The sequence below is a fragment of the Alistipes timonensis JC136 genome (genome assembly GCF_900107675.1).
In the GTDB taxonomy this organism is placed as follows: domain Bacteria; phylum Bacteroidota; class Bacteroidia; order Bacteroidales; family Rikenellaceae; genus Alistipes; species Alistipes timonensis.
The window spans coordinates 121,311-138,578 of sequence record NZ_FNRI01000004.1 but is presented as its reverse complement, the minus strand read 5'-3'; the positions used below and the strand labels follow the sequence as shown (position 1 = coordinate 138,578).

Sequence of the window (17,268 nt, the reverse complement as noted above, 5' to 3'; positions counted from 1 at the left end):
GCGTTTATTCTTTGTGTTTCGAATCCATCCAGATCGTCACCGGGCCGTCGTTGACCAGCTCGACCTGCATGTCGGCCCCGAATTGGCCCGTGGCGACCTCCCGCCCCAGCAGCTCCGCGACACGGGCCGCAAACTGCTCGTAGAGGGGCCGTGAGACGGCTTCGGGAGCCGCATGGATATAGCTCGGGCGGTTGCCCTTGCGTGTAGAGGCCTGAAGCGTGAACTGGCTCACGACCAGCACTTCGCCGCCGGTCTGCACCACGTCGAGGTTCATCACTCCGGCCTCGTCGTCGAAGATGCGCAGCCGGACCAGTTTTCCCGCCAGGTATTCGACATCCTCCGCACCGTCGTCGTTCCCGACGCCGACCAGCGCCAGCACTCCGGCGCCGATCCGGGAGCGGACTTCTCCGTCAATGGCGACGGATGCGTGTTTCACACGCTGGATCAGCAATCGCATACTACAAACGGGTTACAGGTTTTCGAAATAAGACCACAGGTTGTCGCCCGCAGGCACGGGGGCCGTGACCGAGAGGGGCTCGCGGCGCACGGGATGCTCGAACTCGACACGGCGCGAATGGAGCGAAATGCCGCCTCCGGGCAGGGAGCGCCGGGCGCCGTATTTCAGGTCGCCACGGATCGGACACCCGATCTTCGAGAGCTGGGCCCGGATCTGGTGATGACGTCCCGTCAGCAGTTCGACCTCCACGAGCGTGTAGTTCGTACCCGCTCCGAGCGTCGCATAGCGCAGGCGCGCCTGCTTGGCGTCGCCCTTCGGGGCGTCGTAAGCCCGCGAACGGTTGGTCTTGCCGTCGCGCAGGATATAGTGGCACAGCGCGCCGCTCTCGGGATCGGGCGTGGCCTCGGTCAGCGCCCAATAGACCTTATGGATGCGGCCCTCGCGGATCATTTCGTTGAGCCTTGCGAGGGCTTTCGATGTTTTGGCGAAAATAACGGCCCCGCTCACGGGACGGTCGATGCGGTGCACCACGCCGAGGAACACCTCGCCGGGTTTCGCATCGCGCCCTTTGATGAAGGCTTTGATCTGGTCTTCCAAAGCGCTTTCGCCCGAAGGATCGGGCTGCACCAGGTCGCCGCAGCGCTTGTTGACGATCAGCAGGTGATTGTCCTCGTAGAGAATATCGTCGGGAGTGAACATCGCAGGTATTACAGAATAAAGGTGAAAGGCAGCAGCCGCGAAGCCGAATCGAGCACCGTCGCCGTGCCGTGGCCGCTCATGATGACCCGCATCGGGGAGCCCTGGCGGCGTTCGACATCGACCATCACCTGCCGGCACTGGCCGCAGGGATAACATTCACGGTCCGAAGGGTTCGACGCAATGGCCAGCGTCTCGATCGGGTCGTCGGCGTAGTTGGCCTGGGCGTAAAACAACAGCGTCCGCTCGGCGCAGAGGCCCGCGGGATAGACTTCGCTTTCGAAATTGCTGCCGTAGAGGATCTTCCCGCTGCGCAGCCGCGCGGCGGCCCCTACGTGAAACTTCGAGTAGGGCGCATGCGCATTGGCGGTGGCCCGCTCGGCTTCGGCGACCAGTTTGCGGTCGGCTTCGGGAAGCTCCGCGAGGGCCGCATAGTGTTCATAGTCGAAACAAAACTGCTTTTTCATAACTCCTCCTTTTTTACAGGGGTGAATTACAAAGATACGAATAAGCCGAGAGAAAAAAGCAAGCTCGCTTGCATTTTTTCCGAGGCGGAGTATCTTCGGCAAAGCCAAAGTACGAATAAGCGAGGGCAAAAGCAAGTTTACCTGCATTTTGCCGAGCGAAAGTATCTTCGGCAAAGTCAAAGATAATGAAACTTTGCGGTTTTCTCCGAATCCGTTTCGGTTTATTAACCGTTTTTTCCGTCGCGGTCCGCATCACCGGGCCATGACGGGTTTTGATTTCAGGCAGGCAAATTTCGTGCATCGTGAAACACGGGGCGGACGGGCAGTACCGGAGTACGTCCTGTTCGCCCCGCGTGAGGAATGTGCGGAAACAGCCGTCTGAAACCGAAAACTACTCCAGGACGAATTTAGCCTGCACGCTGTATTCCAGTTTGATCGTCTTAAAGTCGAGCGGTTCGTCCGCAACGGCGCCCTCGGCCATGTCGGCCGACGCCTTCATGCTGCGCATGACCACCGCGTTGTTGTAGAAACGCGGCATCATGTCGCTGTTCGAGTCGTATATATAAAAACACTTGCCGATGTTCTGTCCGATGGCTTCGGCCAGCGTTGCGGCGTTCTGCTTGGCGTCCCGCATCGCTTCGATGCGCACCTGGGCCTTATACTGCTCGAGCTGCGTGTGCGACACCTTCAGGATCGAGACGTTCGAAATGCCCAGTCCGTCCAACGCCTGCCACACCTTGCCCACTTCGGCCGACGAACCCAGCTGCAACTGATACTTGGCCGTGGCTACCGAGGTGTTCTTCTTAAAGAACTCGCTCGACAGGTTGGCCACTTTGAGCTGTTTTTCGACATTGACGCCCAGCCGTTTCAGGGCCGCGATCATGTCGCGCTGCTGGCTCTCTACCGAGATCTTGCCTTTCGAATCGCGCTCGTTGATGACGATCTGGAGGTAGAACTCGTCGGGCGTGATCTCCTTCTCGGCACGTCCGTTGACCTGGATGTAGCTGGGGAATGCCTCCTGAACCTGGGCTGCTGCGGGGAGGGCCAGAAGCACGACCGCCGCTGCTAAAATGAATCGTTTCATAATTTTCTTTTTTAAGGTTGTCCTTTGCAAATAAAACGCCGGAAACCGAAAATACTGCATGGGGAGGGTCATCGCCGCACAAGTTTCACGACGTTCTCCACGTGGTGCGTGTGGGGAAACATGTCGACGGGCTGCACGGCTTCGACGCGGTAGTCGGCGTCGAGCAGCGCCAGGTCGCGGGCCTGCGTGGCGGGATTGCAGCTCACGTAGACGATTCGCCGGGGCGCGGCGCGCAGGATGACGCCGATCACCGGCTCGTCGACGCCCGCACGCGGCGGGTCGAGGATGACGACGTCGGGACGGCCGTTCGCGGCGACAAAATCATCATCCAGTACGGCCTTCATGTCGCCGGCGTAGAACCGCGTGTTGCCGATGCCGTTCAGTTCGGAGTTGATCTTCGCGTCGGCAATGGCTTCGGGAACATACTCGATGCCCACCACCCGGCCGCAGCGCGCGGCGCAGAAGTTGGCGATGGTGCCCGTGCCGGTGTAGAGGTCGTAGAGCACGTCGCCGGGTTTGAGGTCCGCGAAGTCGCGGGCCACCTTATAGAGTTCGTAAGCCTGCGCGGAGTTGGTCTGGTAGAAGGACTTGGGTCCCACTTTGAAGCGCAACCCCTCCATCTCCTCGATGATATGGTCCTTGCCGCGGTAGCAGACCGGATCGAGGTCGCCGACCGAGTCGTTGAATTTGGTGTTGACTATATAGAACAGCGACGTGATTTCGGGAAACGCCTCCGCCAGATGGTCCAGAAGAGCCGTGATCCGGGGCCGGTCGTCGCTGTTGAAGACCACGATCACCATCACCTCGCCCGTCGAGGCCGTGCGGACGATCATGTTGCGCATCAGCCCCTCGTGCGAACGGGCGTTGTGGAACGTGTAGCCGTTCTCGATGCAGAAACGCCGGGCCTCGGTGCGGATGCCGTTCGACGGGTCGGGCTGCAGCCAGCACTTGCGGATGTCCAGCACCTTGTCGAACATCGAGGGGATATGGAATCCCACGGCCGGGGCGTCGCCGATGTCGCCTGCGGTCTCGATCTCCTCGCGTGTCAGCCAGCGGCGGTCGGCGAAGGTGAATTCGAGTTTGTTGCGGTAGAACCGCGTCTGCGCGGAGCCGAAACAGGGGGCGATTTCGGGCAGTTCGACCTTGCCGATGCGCGTCAGCTGGTCGCGGACCTGTTCGGTCTTGAAGCGCAGCTGCTCGTCGTAAGGCAGGTTTTGCCACTTGCAGCCGCCGCAGACGCCGAAATGTTCGCAGAACGGCTCCGAGCGCAGCGGCGATTTTTTGACATAGTTGACCACGAAGCCCTCCATGAAGCGGCGGCGTTTGGAACGTATCTGCACGTCGACCACGTCGCCCGGCACGGTCATCGGGACGAAGACCACCACATCGTTCCAACGCCCCATGGCCTTGCCCTCGGCCGCGAGCGTCGTTATTTCGAGCCCCTCGATAAGGGGATAATTCGCTTTTTTCCTTGCCATTCTTGCCATAAGTTCGAGTTCGGGTTGCAAAGGTATAAAAAATCACCGGTTTTCCGCTTTGCGCCCCTTCGCCCGCTGGCGCACCCCTCCGAGCCAGAATCCCAGCGCGAAAGGTCCGCCGATGAGCACCGCAAGCGCCAGCACCAGATAGAGCAGAATCTCTCCGACGAGCCCCGGCAGGGCGTCGAGCACCGTCCGCACCAGATCGTCGCCCGTCTGCCGCAGCTGCCCGACAAGGGCTTCGCGTTCGCGGGAGACATATTGCTGCAACTCGTCGCGCTGACGGTCGAAATCGGCAAAAGCGTTGTCGACCGAGGCGTTCATCGTCCCCATCAACTGCGCAACCTGCCGGTTCAGCTCCTCCAGCATCTTGTCCGTGATCTCGGGCAGGTGTTCGGCGACGACGACGATGCGGTTGAAACTGCGTTCGAGCGAGTCCAGCTGCGCCCCGACCTGCAGGCGCAGGCTGTCCTGTTCGAGACGCATCTCGAAAATGTCCTTCGACCACCCGATGCTGTTCGACATCTGCTGGGTCTGGCCGCTCAGGCGGTCGTTGACATCGGCCAGCACCTCGGCGATCGACCCCGTGGCATAGGCGTGCTCCACACCGTTGTCCCCGAGGTATTCGAGCCACGCGAGGGTCGTATTGTCGGTCTCGTCGCCCTCCGAAGCGGGATTCTTACGGATATAGTCGTCAACGAAAGAGGCCATCAGGTCGTAACGGTCCGCCGGGAGCAGTTGCCGGGCCAGCCGTCCGGCCCGGCGGTCGAGCCGCCGCACGGCGTCGCGGGCGATACCGCTCTGGGGACCGAACAGCAGCGAATCGGGCGCCGCGGAAAAGGCGTCGTTCATGCGGCGGCACAGAATCCACATGTCGGCCAGCGCCACGTCGGGAATACCCTGCATTGCGGCGTTCACCCCGGCGCGCGTGGCGCGGATTTTCCACCGCACGGCGGCCACCCGCGTATTCACGTCCGGCGACAGCGATGCGATCGAATCGGCCGCCCGGGCCACCTCGCCCGCCATGTCGTAGTAAAAACCGCGCGTCATGGTCCGCACGTTCATCTCCTCTTTCGACAAGGGGTCGCCCGTGGCCACGGCCACTTTCAGCAGCGAACATCCCGTCAGCGACACCGCGGCGAAAAGCGCAGCGGCCAGTTTCATCCATCCGTTCATACGATTCCGTTTATCGCTCCGGCACGCAATTATCCTTCCAGTTTTTCACAAAGTCACGGATGTAGCGCACCGCAACGTAATGACCCGCCTGGGGCATATTGCCGTGGTTGAATCCGTCGAATTCGCAGATCTGCACGTCGGGATGCCCCACCACCTGCATCATGCGCCAGAAATAGGCATTTTCCTCGTAACGGCCCAGCATCTCCCGCTCGCGGTCGCCCGAGAGGATCAGGACGGGCGGACAGTCGGGGCGCACGTGGTTCAGCGGCGCCATATCGTCCACGACCACCTGCGTATCGGGAATGCCCAGTTCGCGGCGGCGCGCAAAGTGGGTCACGACCTGCCCGCTGTAAGGGATCAGCGCCGCAAACGCCGTGTCGGGGTCGATGCCGTAGGGCGCCATCCAGCGTTTATCCATGCCGATCATCGAGGTCAGGTAGCCGCCCGCCGAATGCCCGGCGATGAAGACCAGCTTCGGGTCCCCGCCGTAGGAAGCGATGTTCTTCACCACCCACGCGGCCGCCGCCGCGGCATCCTCCACACAGTCGGCGACCTTCACGCGCGGGACGAGGCGGTAATCCACGCCCACGACGGCGAACCCCTTTTCGCACAAAGCCTTCGGGATTTCACGACGCCCTCCCGTCAGGCCGCCGCCGTGAAACCACACGACGGTCGGGAAGCCCTTCGCATCCGCCGGGTAATAAATGTCGAGCCGGCAGAGCGAATCGGCATAGCTGTCGCCCGCGGCATCGCGGTAGGCGATATTTTTCTCCGTCCGGTAAGCATCCGTCCGGGCCGTGACTCCCGGGCAGAGCAGGGTCAGCGCAAAAAGAAACAGCAGAAATCGTTTCATAAGAGATCGAGGTTTTGGGTCATAAAGGTAGGTAAAATCCCGCAAAAAGCACTATCTTTGCGAAACAGACCGCACCAAAACAGCCGTAAATTATGAAAATAGCCTGCCTGCAATTCAACCCGATACAGGAAAACACCTACATCGTCTGGGACGATACGAAAGAGTGCGTCATTATCGACGCCGGAAACAGCAACCCCCGTGAGGACGCCGCGCTGGACAACTTCATCGCCGAACACGGCCTGAAGCCCGTCATGGCGGTCAACACCCACGGCCATTTCGACCATACGCTGGGCGTCGAGCACCTCAAACAGCGCTACGGCATCCCCTTCGCCCTCTCGTCGAAAGACCAATTCCTGCTGGACAACGCCGCGACGAGCGGCTCGGTGTTCGGGGTGAAGATCGGACAGATGCCCGCGGCGGAGATCGACCTCGACACGCTCTCCGAAGTCCGCTTCGGGGAGACCGCGCTGCGCGTGATCCGCACCCCGGGCCACACCCCGGGCCATGTGGCGCTGTACGAACCCGTGTCGAAATCGCTCTTCACGGGCGACACGCTCTTCCGCGAGTCGATCGGCCGCACCGACCTGCCGGGCGGCGACTACTCGTGGATCATGCGCTCGATCCTCGACTCCCTGGTCCCGCTGGGCGAAGAGGTCCACGTTTACCCCGGCCACGGCCCCGAATCGACGATCGGCCACGAAATGCTCTACAACCCTTTCATCGTCGAAGTGCTGAACGAAGAGGTGAACTACAAGGAGTGATGAAGGCCCTGATCCATAAAGTTCTCTACCGGACCCTGCCGCTCGAAGGCTATCTGCGGGCCGTGAGCAGGCTGTTCTTTCTTTGGCAGCGGCTCGGCATCGGACGTTATGCCCCGGCCACGGAGTATGTCTACCACCTGCCGCAGCTGGTGCGCCCGGGCGACACCGCCATCGACATCGGCGCCAACCTCGGCTACTACGCCCGCACGATCTCGCGGCTGGCGGGTCCCGCGGGAAAAGTCTATGCCGTGGAGCCCGTGGCCCCGATCCGCAAGGTGCTGAGCCGCAACCTCCGCCGCTGCGGGAACACCGAGATAATACCCTATGCCCTCGGGACCGAAAACAAACCGATCACGATGGCCAACGATTCGGCGCGCGAGACGGGTTATTTCGGCACGGGACAGAATTTCGTCAACGACGGCGGCGAAAAGGCCGCCGTGGAGTTCACGGCCCAGATGCGCCGCGGCAGCGAGCTGTTCGGCAAACTGGAACGCCTCGATTTCGTGAAATGCGACATCGAAGGCTATGAGGCAGTGGTGATGAACGAGATGCGTCCGCTGCTCGAGAAGTTTCGCCCCGCGGTGCTGATCGAGACGGGCGGTGCGAACCGTCCGCAGATCGTCGCGCTCTTCACGGAGTTAGGATACCGGGGCTACACGCTCGAACACGGGCAGGAGGCGCCCCTGACGGAAAATTCCACAAAAGACATTATTTTCAGATATGCGCATTGATATCCTGACGGTCGTCCCCGAACTGCTGACCTCGCCGCTTCACGAATCCATCCTGAAGCGGGCGCAGGAGAAGGGTCTGGTGGAGATCGTCGTACACAACCTGCACGACTACGCCCACGACCGCCGCAAGACCACCGACGACTATCCGTTCGGCGGCGAGGCGGGTATGGTCATGAAATGCGAACCGGTGTTCGAACTGGTCGAGAAGCTCCAGAGCGAGCGGCGATACGATGAAATCATATACACCTCGCCGGACGGCGCGCGGTACGACCAGCACGAGGCCAACCGGCTGTCGACGCTCGAAAACATCATCATCCTCTGCGGCCATTACAAGGGCATCGACCACCGCATCCGCGAGCACCTCGTCACGCGCGAAATCTCGATCGGCGACTACGTGCTGACGGGCGGCGAGCTGGCAGCCTGCATCATCGCCGACTCGGTCGTGAGGATCATCCCCGGGGCCATCGGCGACGAGGCGTCGGCCCTCACGGACTCGTTCCAGGACAACCTGCTGGCGCCCCCGGTCTACACGCGGCCCGCGGAGTTCCGGGGCTGGCGGGTTCCCGACGTGCTGTTGTCGGGGAATTTCGCCGAAATCGCAAAATGGCAGGACGAACAGGCCTACGAACGCACGAAGCGCCTGCGCCCCGACCTTTTAAACGAATAAAGCCATGCGTTACTATTTGATTGCCGGGGAGCCCTCGGGCGACCTGCACGGCGCAAACCTGATCAAAGGGCTGCTGAAGGCCGACCCCGGAGCGGAATTCCGTTTCTGGGGAGGAGACCTTATGGCGGCCGCAGGAGGCAGGGACAACCTGCGGAAGCACTACAACGAAACCTCGTTCTTCGGGATCGTGCAGGTCGTGAAAAACCTCGGGACCATCCGGCGGCAGATGCGGGAGTGTCAGGCGGACGTGGCGGAGTTCGCCCCCGACGTGCTGATCCTGGTGGACTACCCCGGATTCAACATGAAAATGGCCCGCTGGGCCAAAGAGCGCGGCATCCGCACTTTCTACTACATCGCCCCGAAGGTCTGGGCGTGGCGCGAATGGCGGGTGAAGGCGATCCGCAAATATGTCGACCGGCTGTTCATCATCTTCCCCTTCGAGCGCACCTATTTCCCGAAGCACGGCATCGAACCCGTTTTCGAAGGCAATCCGCTGGTCGACGCCATCGAAGCCCGCCGCGCATCGCTCCCGGCGCCCGACGAATTCCGCCGCCGGAACGGGCTGGACGACCGGCCGATCATCGCCCTGCTGGCCGGCAGCCGCCGGGGCGAGATCCGCGCGAACCTGCCGCTGATGGCCCTGCTGTCGAAACGATTCCCGGAACATCAGTTCGTGGTGGCGGGCGTGGCGTGGATCGACCGCGCGCTTTACGAGCAGCATATGGCCGGCAGCGACATCCGCTATGTCTGCGACCAGACCTACGAAACGCTGGCGGCGGCCGAAGCGGCCGTGGTGACATCGGGCACGGCGACGCTCGAAACAGCCCTGCTGGGAATCCCCGAGGCGGTCGTCTACCGCACGGTGTGGTGGCAGGTGTGGCTGCGTCCCTATGTCCTGAAGGTGCCGTGGGTGTCGCTGGTGAACCTCAACCTCGGGCGCGAATCCGTGGCCGAACTCATCCAGTCCGACCTCTCGGTCGAGCGGGCCGAGCAGGAGTTGCGGGCAATCGTCGCAGGAGGCGCAAAACGCGAAAAGATGCTCGCCGATTTCGACGAACTGCGCACCGTGATCGGCGGCCCCGGCGCCAGCGACCGCTTCGCGGCGCGGATGGCAGAGGAGTTAAAGAAGGAAAACCAATGAAAATCATCTGCATAGGCCGCAACTACGCCGAACATGCGGCGGAACTGCACGAACAGTTGAACGACAGCGGAAAACTCCCCGAAGAACCGATGTTCTTCATGAAACCCGACACGGCGCTGCTCCGAAACAACGACCCGTTCTATGTTCCGTCGTTCTCGCAGGAGGTGCATTACGAATGCGAACTGGTCGTGCGGATCAACCGCGTCGGCAAAGCCATCTCCGAGCGGTTCGCACACCGTTATTACGACGAGGTGGGGCTGGGCATCGACTTCACGGCCCGCGACCTCCAGCGACGGGCCATTGCCGAAGGGCTTCCGTGGGAGAGCTGCAAGGCTTTCGACCGTTCGGCGGCGATCTCGCCGGCATTCGTCCCGCTCGCGGAACTGGGCGGCGACGTGCAACGGCTGCATTTCACGCTCGACGTGAACGGCCAACGCCGCCAGACGGGCGACACGGCGGAGATGCTCTTCACAGTGGACCGGATCATCGCCTCGGTGTCGCGGTACGTGACACTGCGCATGGGCGACCTGCTCTACACGGGAACGCCCGCAGGCGTGGGGCCCGTCGCGCCCGGCGACAACCTGTGCGCGGCGCTCGAAGGACGCGAACTTTTGAATTTCGACATACGATAACATGCTGCTCAACGACAAACTCAAACCCTACCGCCTGCTGCTGGCGTCGCAGTCGCCCCGGAGGCGGGAACTGATGACCGGCTGCGGGCTTCCCTACGAACCCGCCCCGAAATACGACTGCGAGGAGGTCTATCCCGCCGACCTTCCGGCCGAGGAGGTGCCGCTCTACCTCTCGCAGCTCAAAAGCCGGGCCTGGCCCGGACCGCTCGCACCGGACGTGATCCTGCTGACCGCCGACACGGTAGTGGTGCTCGACGGCGAGGTCCTCGGGAAACCCTGCGGACGCGAGGAGGCCGTCGGGATGCTCGGTCGGCTGTCGGGACGCCGTCATACGGTGGTCTCGGGCGTCACGCTGCGCACGGCGGAGCGGATGCACAGCTTCGAGGCGCGGACCAGCGTATGGTTCCGCACGCTCTCCGCCGAGGAGATCGAACACTACGTCGACACCTGCCGTCCGTTCGACAAGGCGGGTTCCTACGGCATCCAAGAGTGGATCGGCTATGCCGCCATCGAACGCATCGAAGGCTCGTTCTACAACGTCATGGGCCTTCCCATCCAGAAAGTATATGTTGAATTAGATAAATTTTTAGACCAATGAAACGAACCCTGCTGACCCTGCTGACAGCTCTCTTTATTCTGCCTGCGCTGGCCGACGAGGGCATGTGGCTCCCGAGCCTGATCTCCTCGCGCATCGACGACATGCGCGCCAAGGGATTCCGGCTCACCGCCGAAGACATCTATTCCGTCAACCAGGCCTCGATGAAGGACGCCGTGGTGCTGTTCAACGGCGGCTGCACGGGCGAACTGATCTCGCCCGAGGGCCTGCTGCTGACCAACCACCACTGCGGCTACGGCGCCATCCAACGACACTCGACCGTCGAGCACGACTACCTCACCGACGGATTCTGGGCCATGTCGCGCGCCGAGGAGCTTCCCAACGAAAAACTCTGGGTGCGCTTCCTCGTCCGGATGGAGGAGGTGACCGACCGCATCGCCGCGGGAGAGACCGCGGACGAGATCGTCAAAAAAGCCGAAGCCGAGGGTCCGGGCTACAAGGCCGCCGTCGAGCAGATGTACTACGGCAACCAGCAATTCCTGTTCGTCTACGAGCAGTTCGACGACGTGCGCCTGGTGGCCGCGCCGCCCTCGTCGATCGGCAAGTTCGGCGGCGACACCGACAACTGGATATGGCCCCGCCACACGGGCGATTTCTCGATGTTCCGCGTCTATGCCTCGAAGGACAACAAACCCGCGGCCTACTCGCCCCAAAACGTCCCCTACCGTCCCAAGAAACACTTCGCCATCTCGACGAAAGGCGTGAAAGAGGGTGATTTCACGATGATCTACGGTTTCCCGGGCAATACGCAGGAGTACATCCTCTCGGATGCCGTGGCCTACATCGCCGAGCGTTCCGACCCGGCGAAGATCGCCATCCGCACAGGCCGCCTCGACATCATCTCCAAGGCGCAGGAATCCGACCCCGCACTGCGCATCTTCTACGCCGCCCGGCATGCCTCGATCGCCAATGCCTGGAAGAAATGGCAGGGCGAGGTGCTGGGCATCAAACGCCGCGGCACCGTGGCTTCGAAACGCGCCTATGAGGAGGCATTCGACGCCTGGGCACAGGACAAACTCCGATACCGCAACGTCGTGGCGCAGCTCAAAGCCGAATACGCCCGCATTGCCGACCCCTATTTCGCCCGCGAGATCACGCTCGAGACGCTCGGCGCCCTTCCGATAAAATACTCCGCCAAGGAGCGTGCCGAGGCAGTCTTCGCCCACCGCAAGGCGACCGAACGCGCCCTTTACAGCCTGCAGTTCGGGGAGTATGCCCGCCGCTGTCCGGCGCAGTTCCAGATTCCGGAATTCCTCGACGGCGTGGCCCGGTACGGCTCGCCCGAGGCCTTTGCCGAAGAAATTTTCACGCAGGTATGGAACGGGAGCGACACCACGGCGACAACCGCCCTGCGCTCGGGAACGAAGCGCATGCTCGACCACATCACGTGGCTCACGGGCACCAAATCGCTGCGCAACCTCAACAGCAAGCGGCTCAACGAGCTCTACACCACCTATATCAAAGGGCTGCGCGAATGGGATGCCGAACGGGCTTTCTACCCCGACGCCAACCTCACGCTCCGCGTGGCTTACGGCACAGTAGCCGGATACGAATATGCCGACGGCGAGTACCACAAGCCGCAGACGACGCTCGACGGCATCATCGCCAAGGACAACCCCGAGATATACGACTATGACATTCCGCAAACGCTGCGCGATCGCTACGCTTCGAAAGAATACGGCCGCTGGGCGGCGACGATCGGCGGGCACAAGACCGTGCCGGTTTGCTTCCTGGCCACGAACCACACCACGGGCGGCAACTCCGGGTCACCGGTGCTGAACGCCTCGGGTGAATTGATCGGCATCAACTTCGACCGCACGTGGCGTTCGACGATGAGCGACGTGGCGTTCGACCCCTCGATCTGCCGCAATATCGCCGTGGACATCCGCTATGTGCTGTTCGTCGTGGACCGCATCGGCGGCGCGGGTTACCTGCTCAAAGAGATGAAACTTAAATAAAGAACGGTTCAAACGGCTGTGCAGGCGGTCCTGCACAGCCATTTGGCGAATTTTGACGTTTTTCGCGTAAAAATTTTGCGAATCGCAAAATAGTATCTATATTTGCACTCCCGAAAGTTGATTCGGGAGTGTAATGCCCAGGTGGTGAAATTGGTAGACACGCTACTTTGAGGGGGTAGTGAACAATTACGTTCGTGCAAGTTCGAGTCTTGTCCTGGGCACAAAAAAGGCGCTGATGATCAGCGCCTTTTTCATTTACAAGGATAACCAGAAGATCGCTATCCGCGCATCAAATCCCGGCTCACCTTTTCCACGGGCCGTTTACGACGGATCAGTTTACCACTTTCGTGTTGATGACGAAAAGCAGGTTGCCGAACTCGTCGGTCGCCGTCAGCTGAATATCGGCCGCCGGCGTGACAGGCGTGTATTCGAGCATATGGTCCGTGCTGTACTTGTTCAGAAAATCGAACGACGAAATGCCGTTGCCGCAGGCTTCATGAACGGCGACGTAACGATCGTCGTAGACGTTCACGGCTTTGAGCTGCGACGCAGGCACCGTCACCCCGTTCTCGCGGCACGCTATCTTCCACGTCGAATGCCAGTCCCAGACATTGATGCGTACCACCGATTTCCCCTCGACATTCTTCTGTCCCGAATTATATACCCTGTAATACTGTTCGTTTTCATCGCTGAAATTCACGCTCCGCCGGTTCGTTATCGTCCCGCCGCTGAAATCGTAACGCGTGAAAGTCGCAGGCGCCCCGTCGTGGCAAAGCGGGAAATACCACCAGGCGCCGCAAACGGCGGGATGGGTATATTCGGTCACGGTCATGTCGCTGCGCGGCACAGTCACCGTTTCGGCGATATGATTGTGTCCCGACCAAATTGTCACAGGCAGGTTTTTATCCTTGTATATGTCGAGCAGCGCATTCGCATTGTCCATCGGCGTCGGCGTCGAAGCCTTGGGATTGCGGCGAAACGCCGGGCAATGCCAGGCGATCACGATACGCTCGGTGCCGGCGGTCATATAGTCGGCGTCTTTCTGCGCCCAGTCGAGCTGGCGCCGGTTGAGACGGACGGTATACGACCTGTCGCCCCCGTTGTTGATGTACTGCGTATTATCGAACACGACATAGTGCACCTTGCCGATATTGACGGCATAATACGTCGGGCCGAAAGCCGCGTTGTATGCGAGTTCGGCCTCCGAATCGTCTTCGCCGGCAATGTTCTGCACCGCCATGTCGTGGTCGTGGTTGCCGATCAGGTGGAAGGTCTGGATGGGCATGCCTCCGCGTTCGCACACGTTGACGAAATTGGCCAGCGTCGCCTTATTGGCATTCGTCCAGTGCGACTCCTGCGTCATATCGCCCAGATTCATCCCGTAAACCGGCACGCCCGAAGGCAGGCCGCGCACGTATTCGCGCAGGGTTTCGAGATACGTCCGCCGGAACGTCGTCGAATCGAGCTCGCCCTTCGGCGGACAAATCGACGGCGTCGTCGCCGACGCAGACTTTATCATCGCGCGGTTACGAATGTGCATATCGGCCGACACGATCATAATATGGCGGTCGTTGTCCACCTTTTTAAGCGTGAAATCGTGCTGCTGGACCGCCTCGACACTCACGGGAGAAGTCAGCCGGCGATAAAAACGGGGAATGAAGCCCCGCGAAGACTCGACCTCGTAACCGGACGGCACGGTCAGATAAACCAGATTCGACTTCCCGGCCGACGTACGCAGTCCGTACGCACCCTGTTTGTTGGTGCGCGTCATATTCACGCCGTCGGTCACGACGACGCCCTGCACCCCCGCGCCGCCGCACGTCACGACGCCGCGCACGGTAGCCGCCGGATCGACTTTCGACCAGTCGGTTTCATCGCCGGGAGCAGGGGTCGGCGGCCCGGAGGGTTCCTCCTGACCGTTACCCGTCTCCGATTTTCCGCAGCCCGCATCGAACAGCGTCACGGCGAACGACACGGCGAACAATATCAACAGTTTTCTCATCTTTGCAATTTTTAGAGTTTAAACCGGGCGACAATCGGATTATGATCCGACAAATAGGGAACGCCGTACCGCCCGGCATCGTTCATCAAACTTTCATACCCCACGATCTTCAACCGACGATAAAAGATGTGGTCGATCCAAAGGTCGCACGCTCCCCAATCGTTGAATGTAGGCAGCGAGTCGGTCACGGGAGCCGTCTCGCGCGCTCCCGACATCCATTCGCGCAGCGGAGCGAGGGCCTCGTTGCCGAATACGGCATTCAGATCACCGGACATGATGACCGCGGCCTTCTCTCCGGCAATCTCTTTCATTTTCGCAATCATAATCCGGGACTCCTGCTTACGCGCATTCACCCCCTTGTGGTCGAAATGGGTGTCGAAATAGTAAAATTCCCTCCCCGTCCTGCGGTCGCGGAATTTACCCCACACCGTGACGCGGCGGCACACGGCGTCCCAGCCGCGCGAGGCCCGTTGCGGCGTGTCGCTCAGCCAAAAGAATCCGCTGTCGAGCAGAACGAACCGCGATTTGCGGTAGAGGATCATCAGGTGTTCGCCGCCGTCGGGCCGCTTTTCGATGTCGGTGTCTGCGTCGCGGCCCATATCGAGCGAAGCATAGTCGTTCATGTTGACCCGGAGAAAATCGACCTGCGGACGGTGCGGCTCCTGAAACCCGATGATGTCGGGGTCCTCGGCCCTCAGCATTTTCAGCACACCCTCACGCCGGTTTTCCCAACAGTTGTCCCCGTCGACCCCAGGCTTGTAATAACGAATATTGAACGACATCAGCTTCAACTCCCTCCGGGCGGCTCTCTTCGAAGCCGCATCGTCACGCCCTGACGCCATACCGCCGCACAGCAGCGTGAACAGCGCCAGAAATCCAACGAATCTATTCATAATCATCTTTTTTGAACGCTACTCTATCCCTCGAAATACAAAATCGGAATACCGGTAGGACCGTAAATCGTATATACGTACAAAGTCCCTCAACCGTCTTACAAAATCATTGTAATCCTTGCGGTCACAGGCCCAGGCCGTTTCGGCCAGTGCGGCCAGCCGGGGCAGAACCATCCGTTCCACGCACTGCATGTCCGGCATGTATTCGGTCCAGACATTAGCCTGCACGCCGAGCACGTTCGCCCGTTCTTTCGGGAGCAGCCGGTCGTAGGGATCGAGGCGGTAGACCTGCTGCAACGGCAAATACCGGAGATTGCACAGAGGCTCCCATCGTTTCGGATCGGAGGTCTGGCTGTAATCGAGATAACAGTTCCATTTCGGGGTCATGATGACCCTGTTACCCTTCCGCACAGCCTCGACGCCGTGCTGCTGGTCGCGCCAGACCATGATCGTCGCAGTCGGGGAGACTCCGCCTTCGAGGATCTCGTCCCAGCCGATTATCTCGCGGCCGTGCGCCTGCAGCCACTTTTCAATCCGGCGGACAAAATAACTTTGGAGGGCTTTTTCGTCCCTGATATTCTCCTCGGCCATGCGTTTCCGGCAGGCCGGACACTCCTTCCAGCGTTGTTTGGGACATTCATCGCCCCCGATGTGGATCAGGCGCGAAGGAAACAGCCCGATCACCTCCTCGAGCACATGCTCGATGAATTCGTAGGTCGTTTCCTTTCCCGCACAGTAGACATCCTCGCTGATCCCCCATCGAGTCCAGACTTCGTAGGGGCCGCCCGTACATCCCAACCAGGGATAGGACGCCAATGCACCCATTCCGTGACCGGGCATTTCGATCTCGGGAATCACCTCGACATAGCGGGCCGCAGCATACGCCACGATCTCGCGAATCTCTTCCTGCGTGTAGTAACCCCCGTAGGGCCGGCCGTCGAACCGCATCTCCCCGCCCTTTTTGGGCATGAGACCTACGAGCGTTTCCCGGCGGCCGGAGCCGATCTCCGTCAGCCGGGGATAACGTTTGATCTCGATGCGCCAGCCCTGGTCGTCGGTAAGGTGCCAGTGGAAACGGTTGAGTTTGTGCAGCGCCAGCAGGTCGATGTAGCGTTTGACATCTTCGACCGGGAAGAAATGGCGGCAGGCATCGAGCATGGCTCCCCGATAAGCCATGCACGGCTTGTCCCGCACGACCACGGCAGGAACGTCGCCCGCATTCGCCACCGCCAGTTGCAGCAGGCTTTGCAACCCGTAAAATACGCCTTGCGGCGCACCGCCGCGAATCGTTATGCCTTTACGCGTTACAGCGAGCAGATACTCCTCCGTTCCGAGCGAAGGATCTACGGCAAGCCGTATCGCCCGGCGCGCGTTTCCATCCGTGGCGACGGTCGTCCTTACGCCGAGCGCCCGTGCAAGGTCTTCGGCGAAAAATTCCGCGGAGGTCCGCAACGGTTCGGGAGTTACGACAACCGTTCGCGAGGTGATCGGAAACGAACCTTTCCCTTCGGTGACGGCGAGCGGGCGGGGAATGATGCCGATACCGGCATACCCGGTCGCAAAGCTCAGCAGCGCCGCCAGAAGCATCGTAATATTCAGTTTCATGGATTCAGAGAGCATTTGAAAAGGGGCTGGCAGGTTCCGGACTTTTTCTTC

Annotated in this window: 17 protein-coding genes and 1 tRNA gene; 8 read left to right on the top strand and 10 right to left on the bottom strand. The window is 60.8% G+C overall.

Translation table 11 applies throughout. From position 1 onward, the window contains the following. Positions 1-4: 4 nt before the first annotated feature. The 7 genes from dtd to BLU78_RS06620 form a co-directional block, all read right to left on the bottom strand. Complete coding sequence (gene dtd / locus BLU78_RS06650) at positions 5-457, bottom strand: D-aminoacyl-tRNA deacylase (RefSeq protein WP_010262169.1); 453 nt, start codon at positions 455-457, stop codon at positions 5-7. A 12-nt stretch (positions 458-469) separates the two neighbouring features. Further along, on the bottom strand, positions 470-1,156 hold the full coding sequence (locus tag BLU78_RS06645) for an RluA family pseudouridine synthase (protein WP_010262167.1): 687 nt from the start codon (positions 1,154-1,156) through the stop codon (positions 470-472). A gap of 8 nt (positions 1,157-1,164) precedes the next feature. Next, positions 1,165-1,620 (bottom strand): cytidine deaminase, encoded by a 456-nt coding sequence (locus BLU78_RS06640; protein ID WP_010262165.1) that lies wholly within the window; start codon positions 1,618-1,620, stop codon positions 1,165-1,167. Positions 1,621-2,011: 391 nt separating this feature from the next. Continuing rightward, entirely contained in the window at positions 2,012-2,704 is a 693-nt protein-coding gene (locus BLU78_RS06635; RefSeq protein WP_010262163.1) for an SIMPL domain-containing protein, read from the bottom strand. Between the two features lie 68 nt (positions 2,705-2,772). Next, positions 2,773-4,182 (bottom strand): 23S rRNA (uracil(1939)-C(5))-methyltransferase RlmD, encoded by a 1,410-nt coding sequence (gene rlmD / locus BLU78_RS06630; RefSeq protein WP_020691941.1) that lies wholly within the window; start codon positions 4,180-4,182, stop codon positions 2,773-2,775. 42 nt (positions 4,183-4,224) lie between these two features. Beyond that, positions 4,225-5,358, bottom strand: a complete 1,134-nt coding sequence (locus BLU78_RS06625; protein ID WP_010262160.1) for a hypothetical protein — start codon at positions 5,356-5,358, stop codon at positions 4,225-4,227. A 10-nt stretch (positions 5,359-5,368) separates the two neighbouring features. Beyond that, entirely contained in the window at positions 5,369-6,211 is an 843-nt protein-coding gene (locus BLU78_RS06620; RefSeq protein ID WP_010262158.1) for an alpha/beta hydrolase, read from the bottom strand. A gap of 92 nt (positions 6,212-6,303) precedes the next feature. On the opposite strand from BLU78_RS06620, the gene BLU78_RS06615 reads away from it, so the two are divergent. The 8 genes from BLU78_RS06615 (at position 6,304) to BLU78_RS06580 (ending at position 12,938) form a co-directional block, all read left to right on the top strand. Further along, positions 6,304-6,972 (top strand): MBL fold metallo-hydrolase, encoded by a 669-nt coding sequence (locus BLU78_RS06615; RefSeq protein WP_010262157.1) that lies wholly within the window; start codon positions 6,304-6,306, stop codon positions 6,970-6,972. Beyond that, positions 6,972-7,703 carry an FkbM family methyltransferase gene (locus tag BLU78_RS06610; protein ID WP_010262156.1) on the top strand — a complete coding sequence of 244 codons (732 nt, stop codon included), beginning with the start codon at positions 6,972-6,974 and terminating at the stop codon, positions 7,701-7,703. The genes BLU78_RS06615 and BLU78_RS06610 overlap by 1 nt, the downstream gene beginning before the upstream one ends. Beyond that, positions 7,693-8,370, top strand: coding sequence for a tRNA (guanosine(37)-N1)-methyltransferase TrmD (gene trmD, locus BLU78_RS06605; protein ID WP_010262155.1), 678 nt, complete (start codon positions 7,693-7,695; stop codon positions 8,368-8,370). The genes BLU78_RS06610 and trmD overlap by 11 nt, the downstream gene beginning before the upstream one ends. A gap of 4 nt (positions 8,371-8,374) precedes the next feature. Beyond that, positions 8,375-9,511, top strand: a complete 1,137-nt coding sequence (gene lpxB / locus BLU78_RS06600) for a lipid-A-disaccharide synthase (RefSeq protein WP_010262153.1) — start codon at positions 8,375-8,377, stop codon at positions 9,509-9,511. Next, complete coding sequence (locus BLU78_RS06595) at positions 9,508-10,143, top strand: fumarylacetoacetate hydrolase family protein (RefSeq protein ID WP_010262152.1); 636 nt, start codon at positions 9,508-9,510, stop codon at positions 10,141-10,143. Before lpxB ends, BLU78_RS06595 begins: the two co-directional genes overlap by 4 nt. A 1-nt stretch (position 10,144) precedes the next feature. Further along, positions 10,145-10,741, top strand: a complete 597-nt coding sequence (locus tag BLU78_RS06590; protein WP_010262150.1) for a Maf family nucleotide pyrophosphatase — start codon at positions 10,145-10,147, stop codon at positions 10,739-10,741. Then, positions 10,738-12,717, top strand: a complete 1,980-nt coding sequence (locus tag BLU78_RS06585) for a S46 family peptidase (RefSeq protein ID WP_010262147.1) — start codon at positions 10,738-10,740, stop codon at positions 12,715-12,717. Before BLU78_RS06590 ends, BLU78_RS06585 begins: the two co-directional genes overlap by 4 nt. A 135-nt stretch (positions 12,718-12,852) precedes the next feature. Beyond that, positions 12,853-12,938 (top strand) — tRNA-Leu (locus BLU78_RS06580). A gap of 110 nt (positions 12,939-13,048) precedes the next feature. Here the strand turns inward: BLU78_RS06580 and BLU78_RS06575 are convergent. From BLU78_RS06575 to BLU78_RS06565, 3 genes are read right to left on the bottom strand one after another with little or no spacing between them, the layout of a single operon-like run. Further along, complete coding sequence (locus BLU78_RS06575; RefSeq protein WP_231290818.1) at positions 13,049-14,719, bottom strand: metallophosphoesterase N-terminal domain-containing protein; 1,671 nt, start codon at positions 14,717-14,719, stop codon at positions 13,049-13,051. 11 nt (positions 14,720-14,730) lie between these two features. Next, positions 14,731-15,612 carry an endonuclease/exonuclease/phosphatase family protein gene (locus BLU78_RS06570; RefSeq protein WP_044106458.1) on the bottom strand — a complete coding sequence of 294 codons (882 nt, stop codon included), beginning with the start codon at positions 15,610-15,612 and terminating at the stop codon, positions 14,731-14,733. A gap of 18 nt (positions 15,613-15,630) precedes the next feature. Continuing rightward, positions 15,631-17,217 carry a beta-N-acetylhexosaminidase gene (locus BLU78_RS06565; protein WP_010262142.1) on the bottom strand — a complete coding sequence of 529 codons (1,587 nt, stop codon included), beginning with the start codon at positions 17,215-17,217 and terminating at the stop codon, positions 15,631-15,633. Positions 17,218-17,268 lie beyond the last annotated feature (51 nt).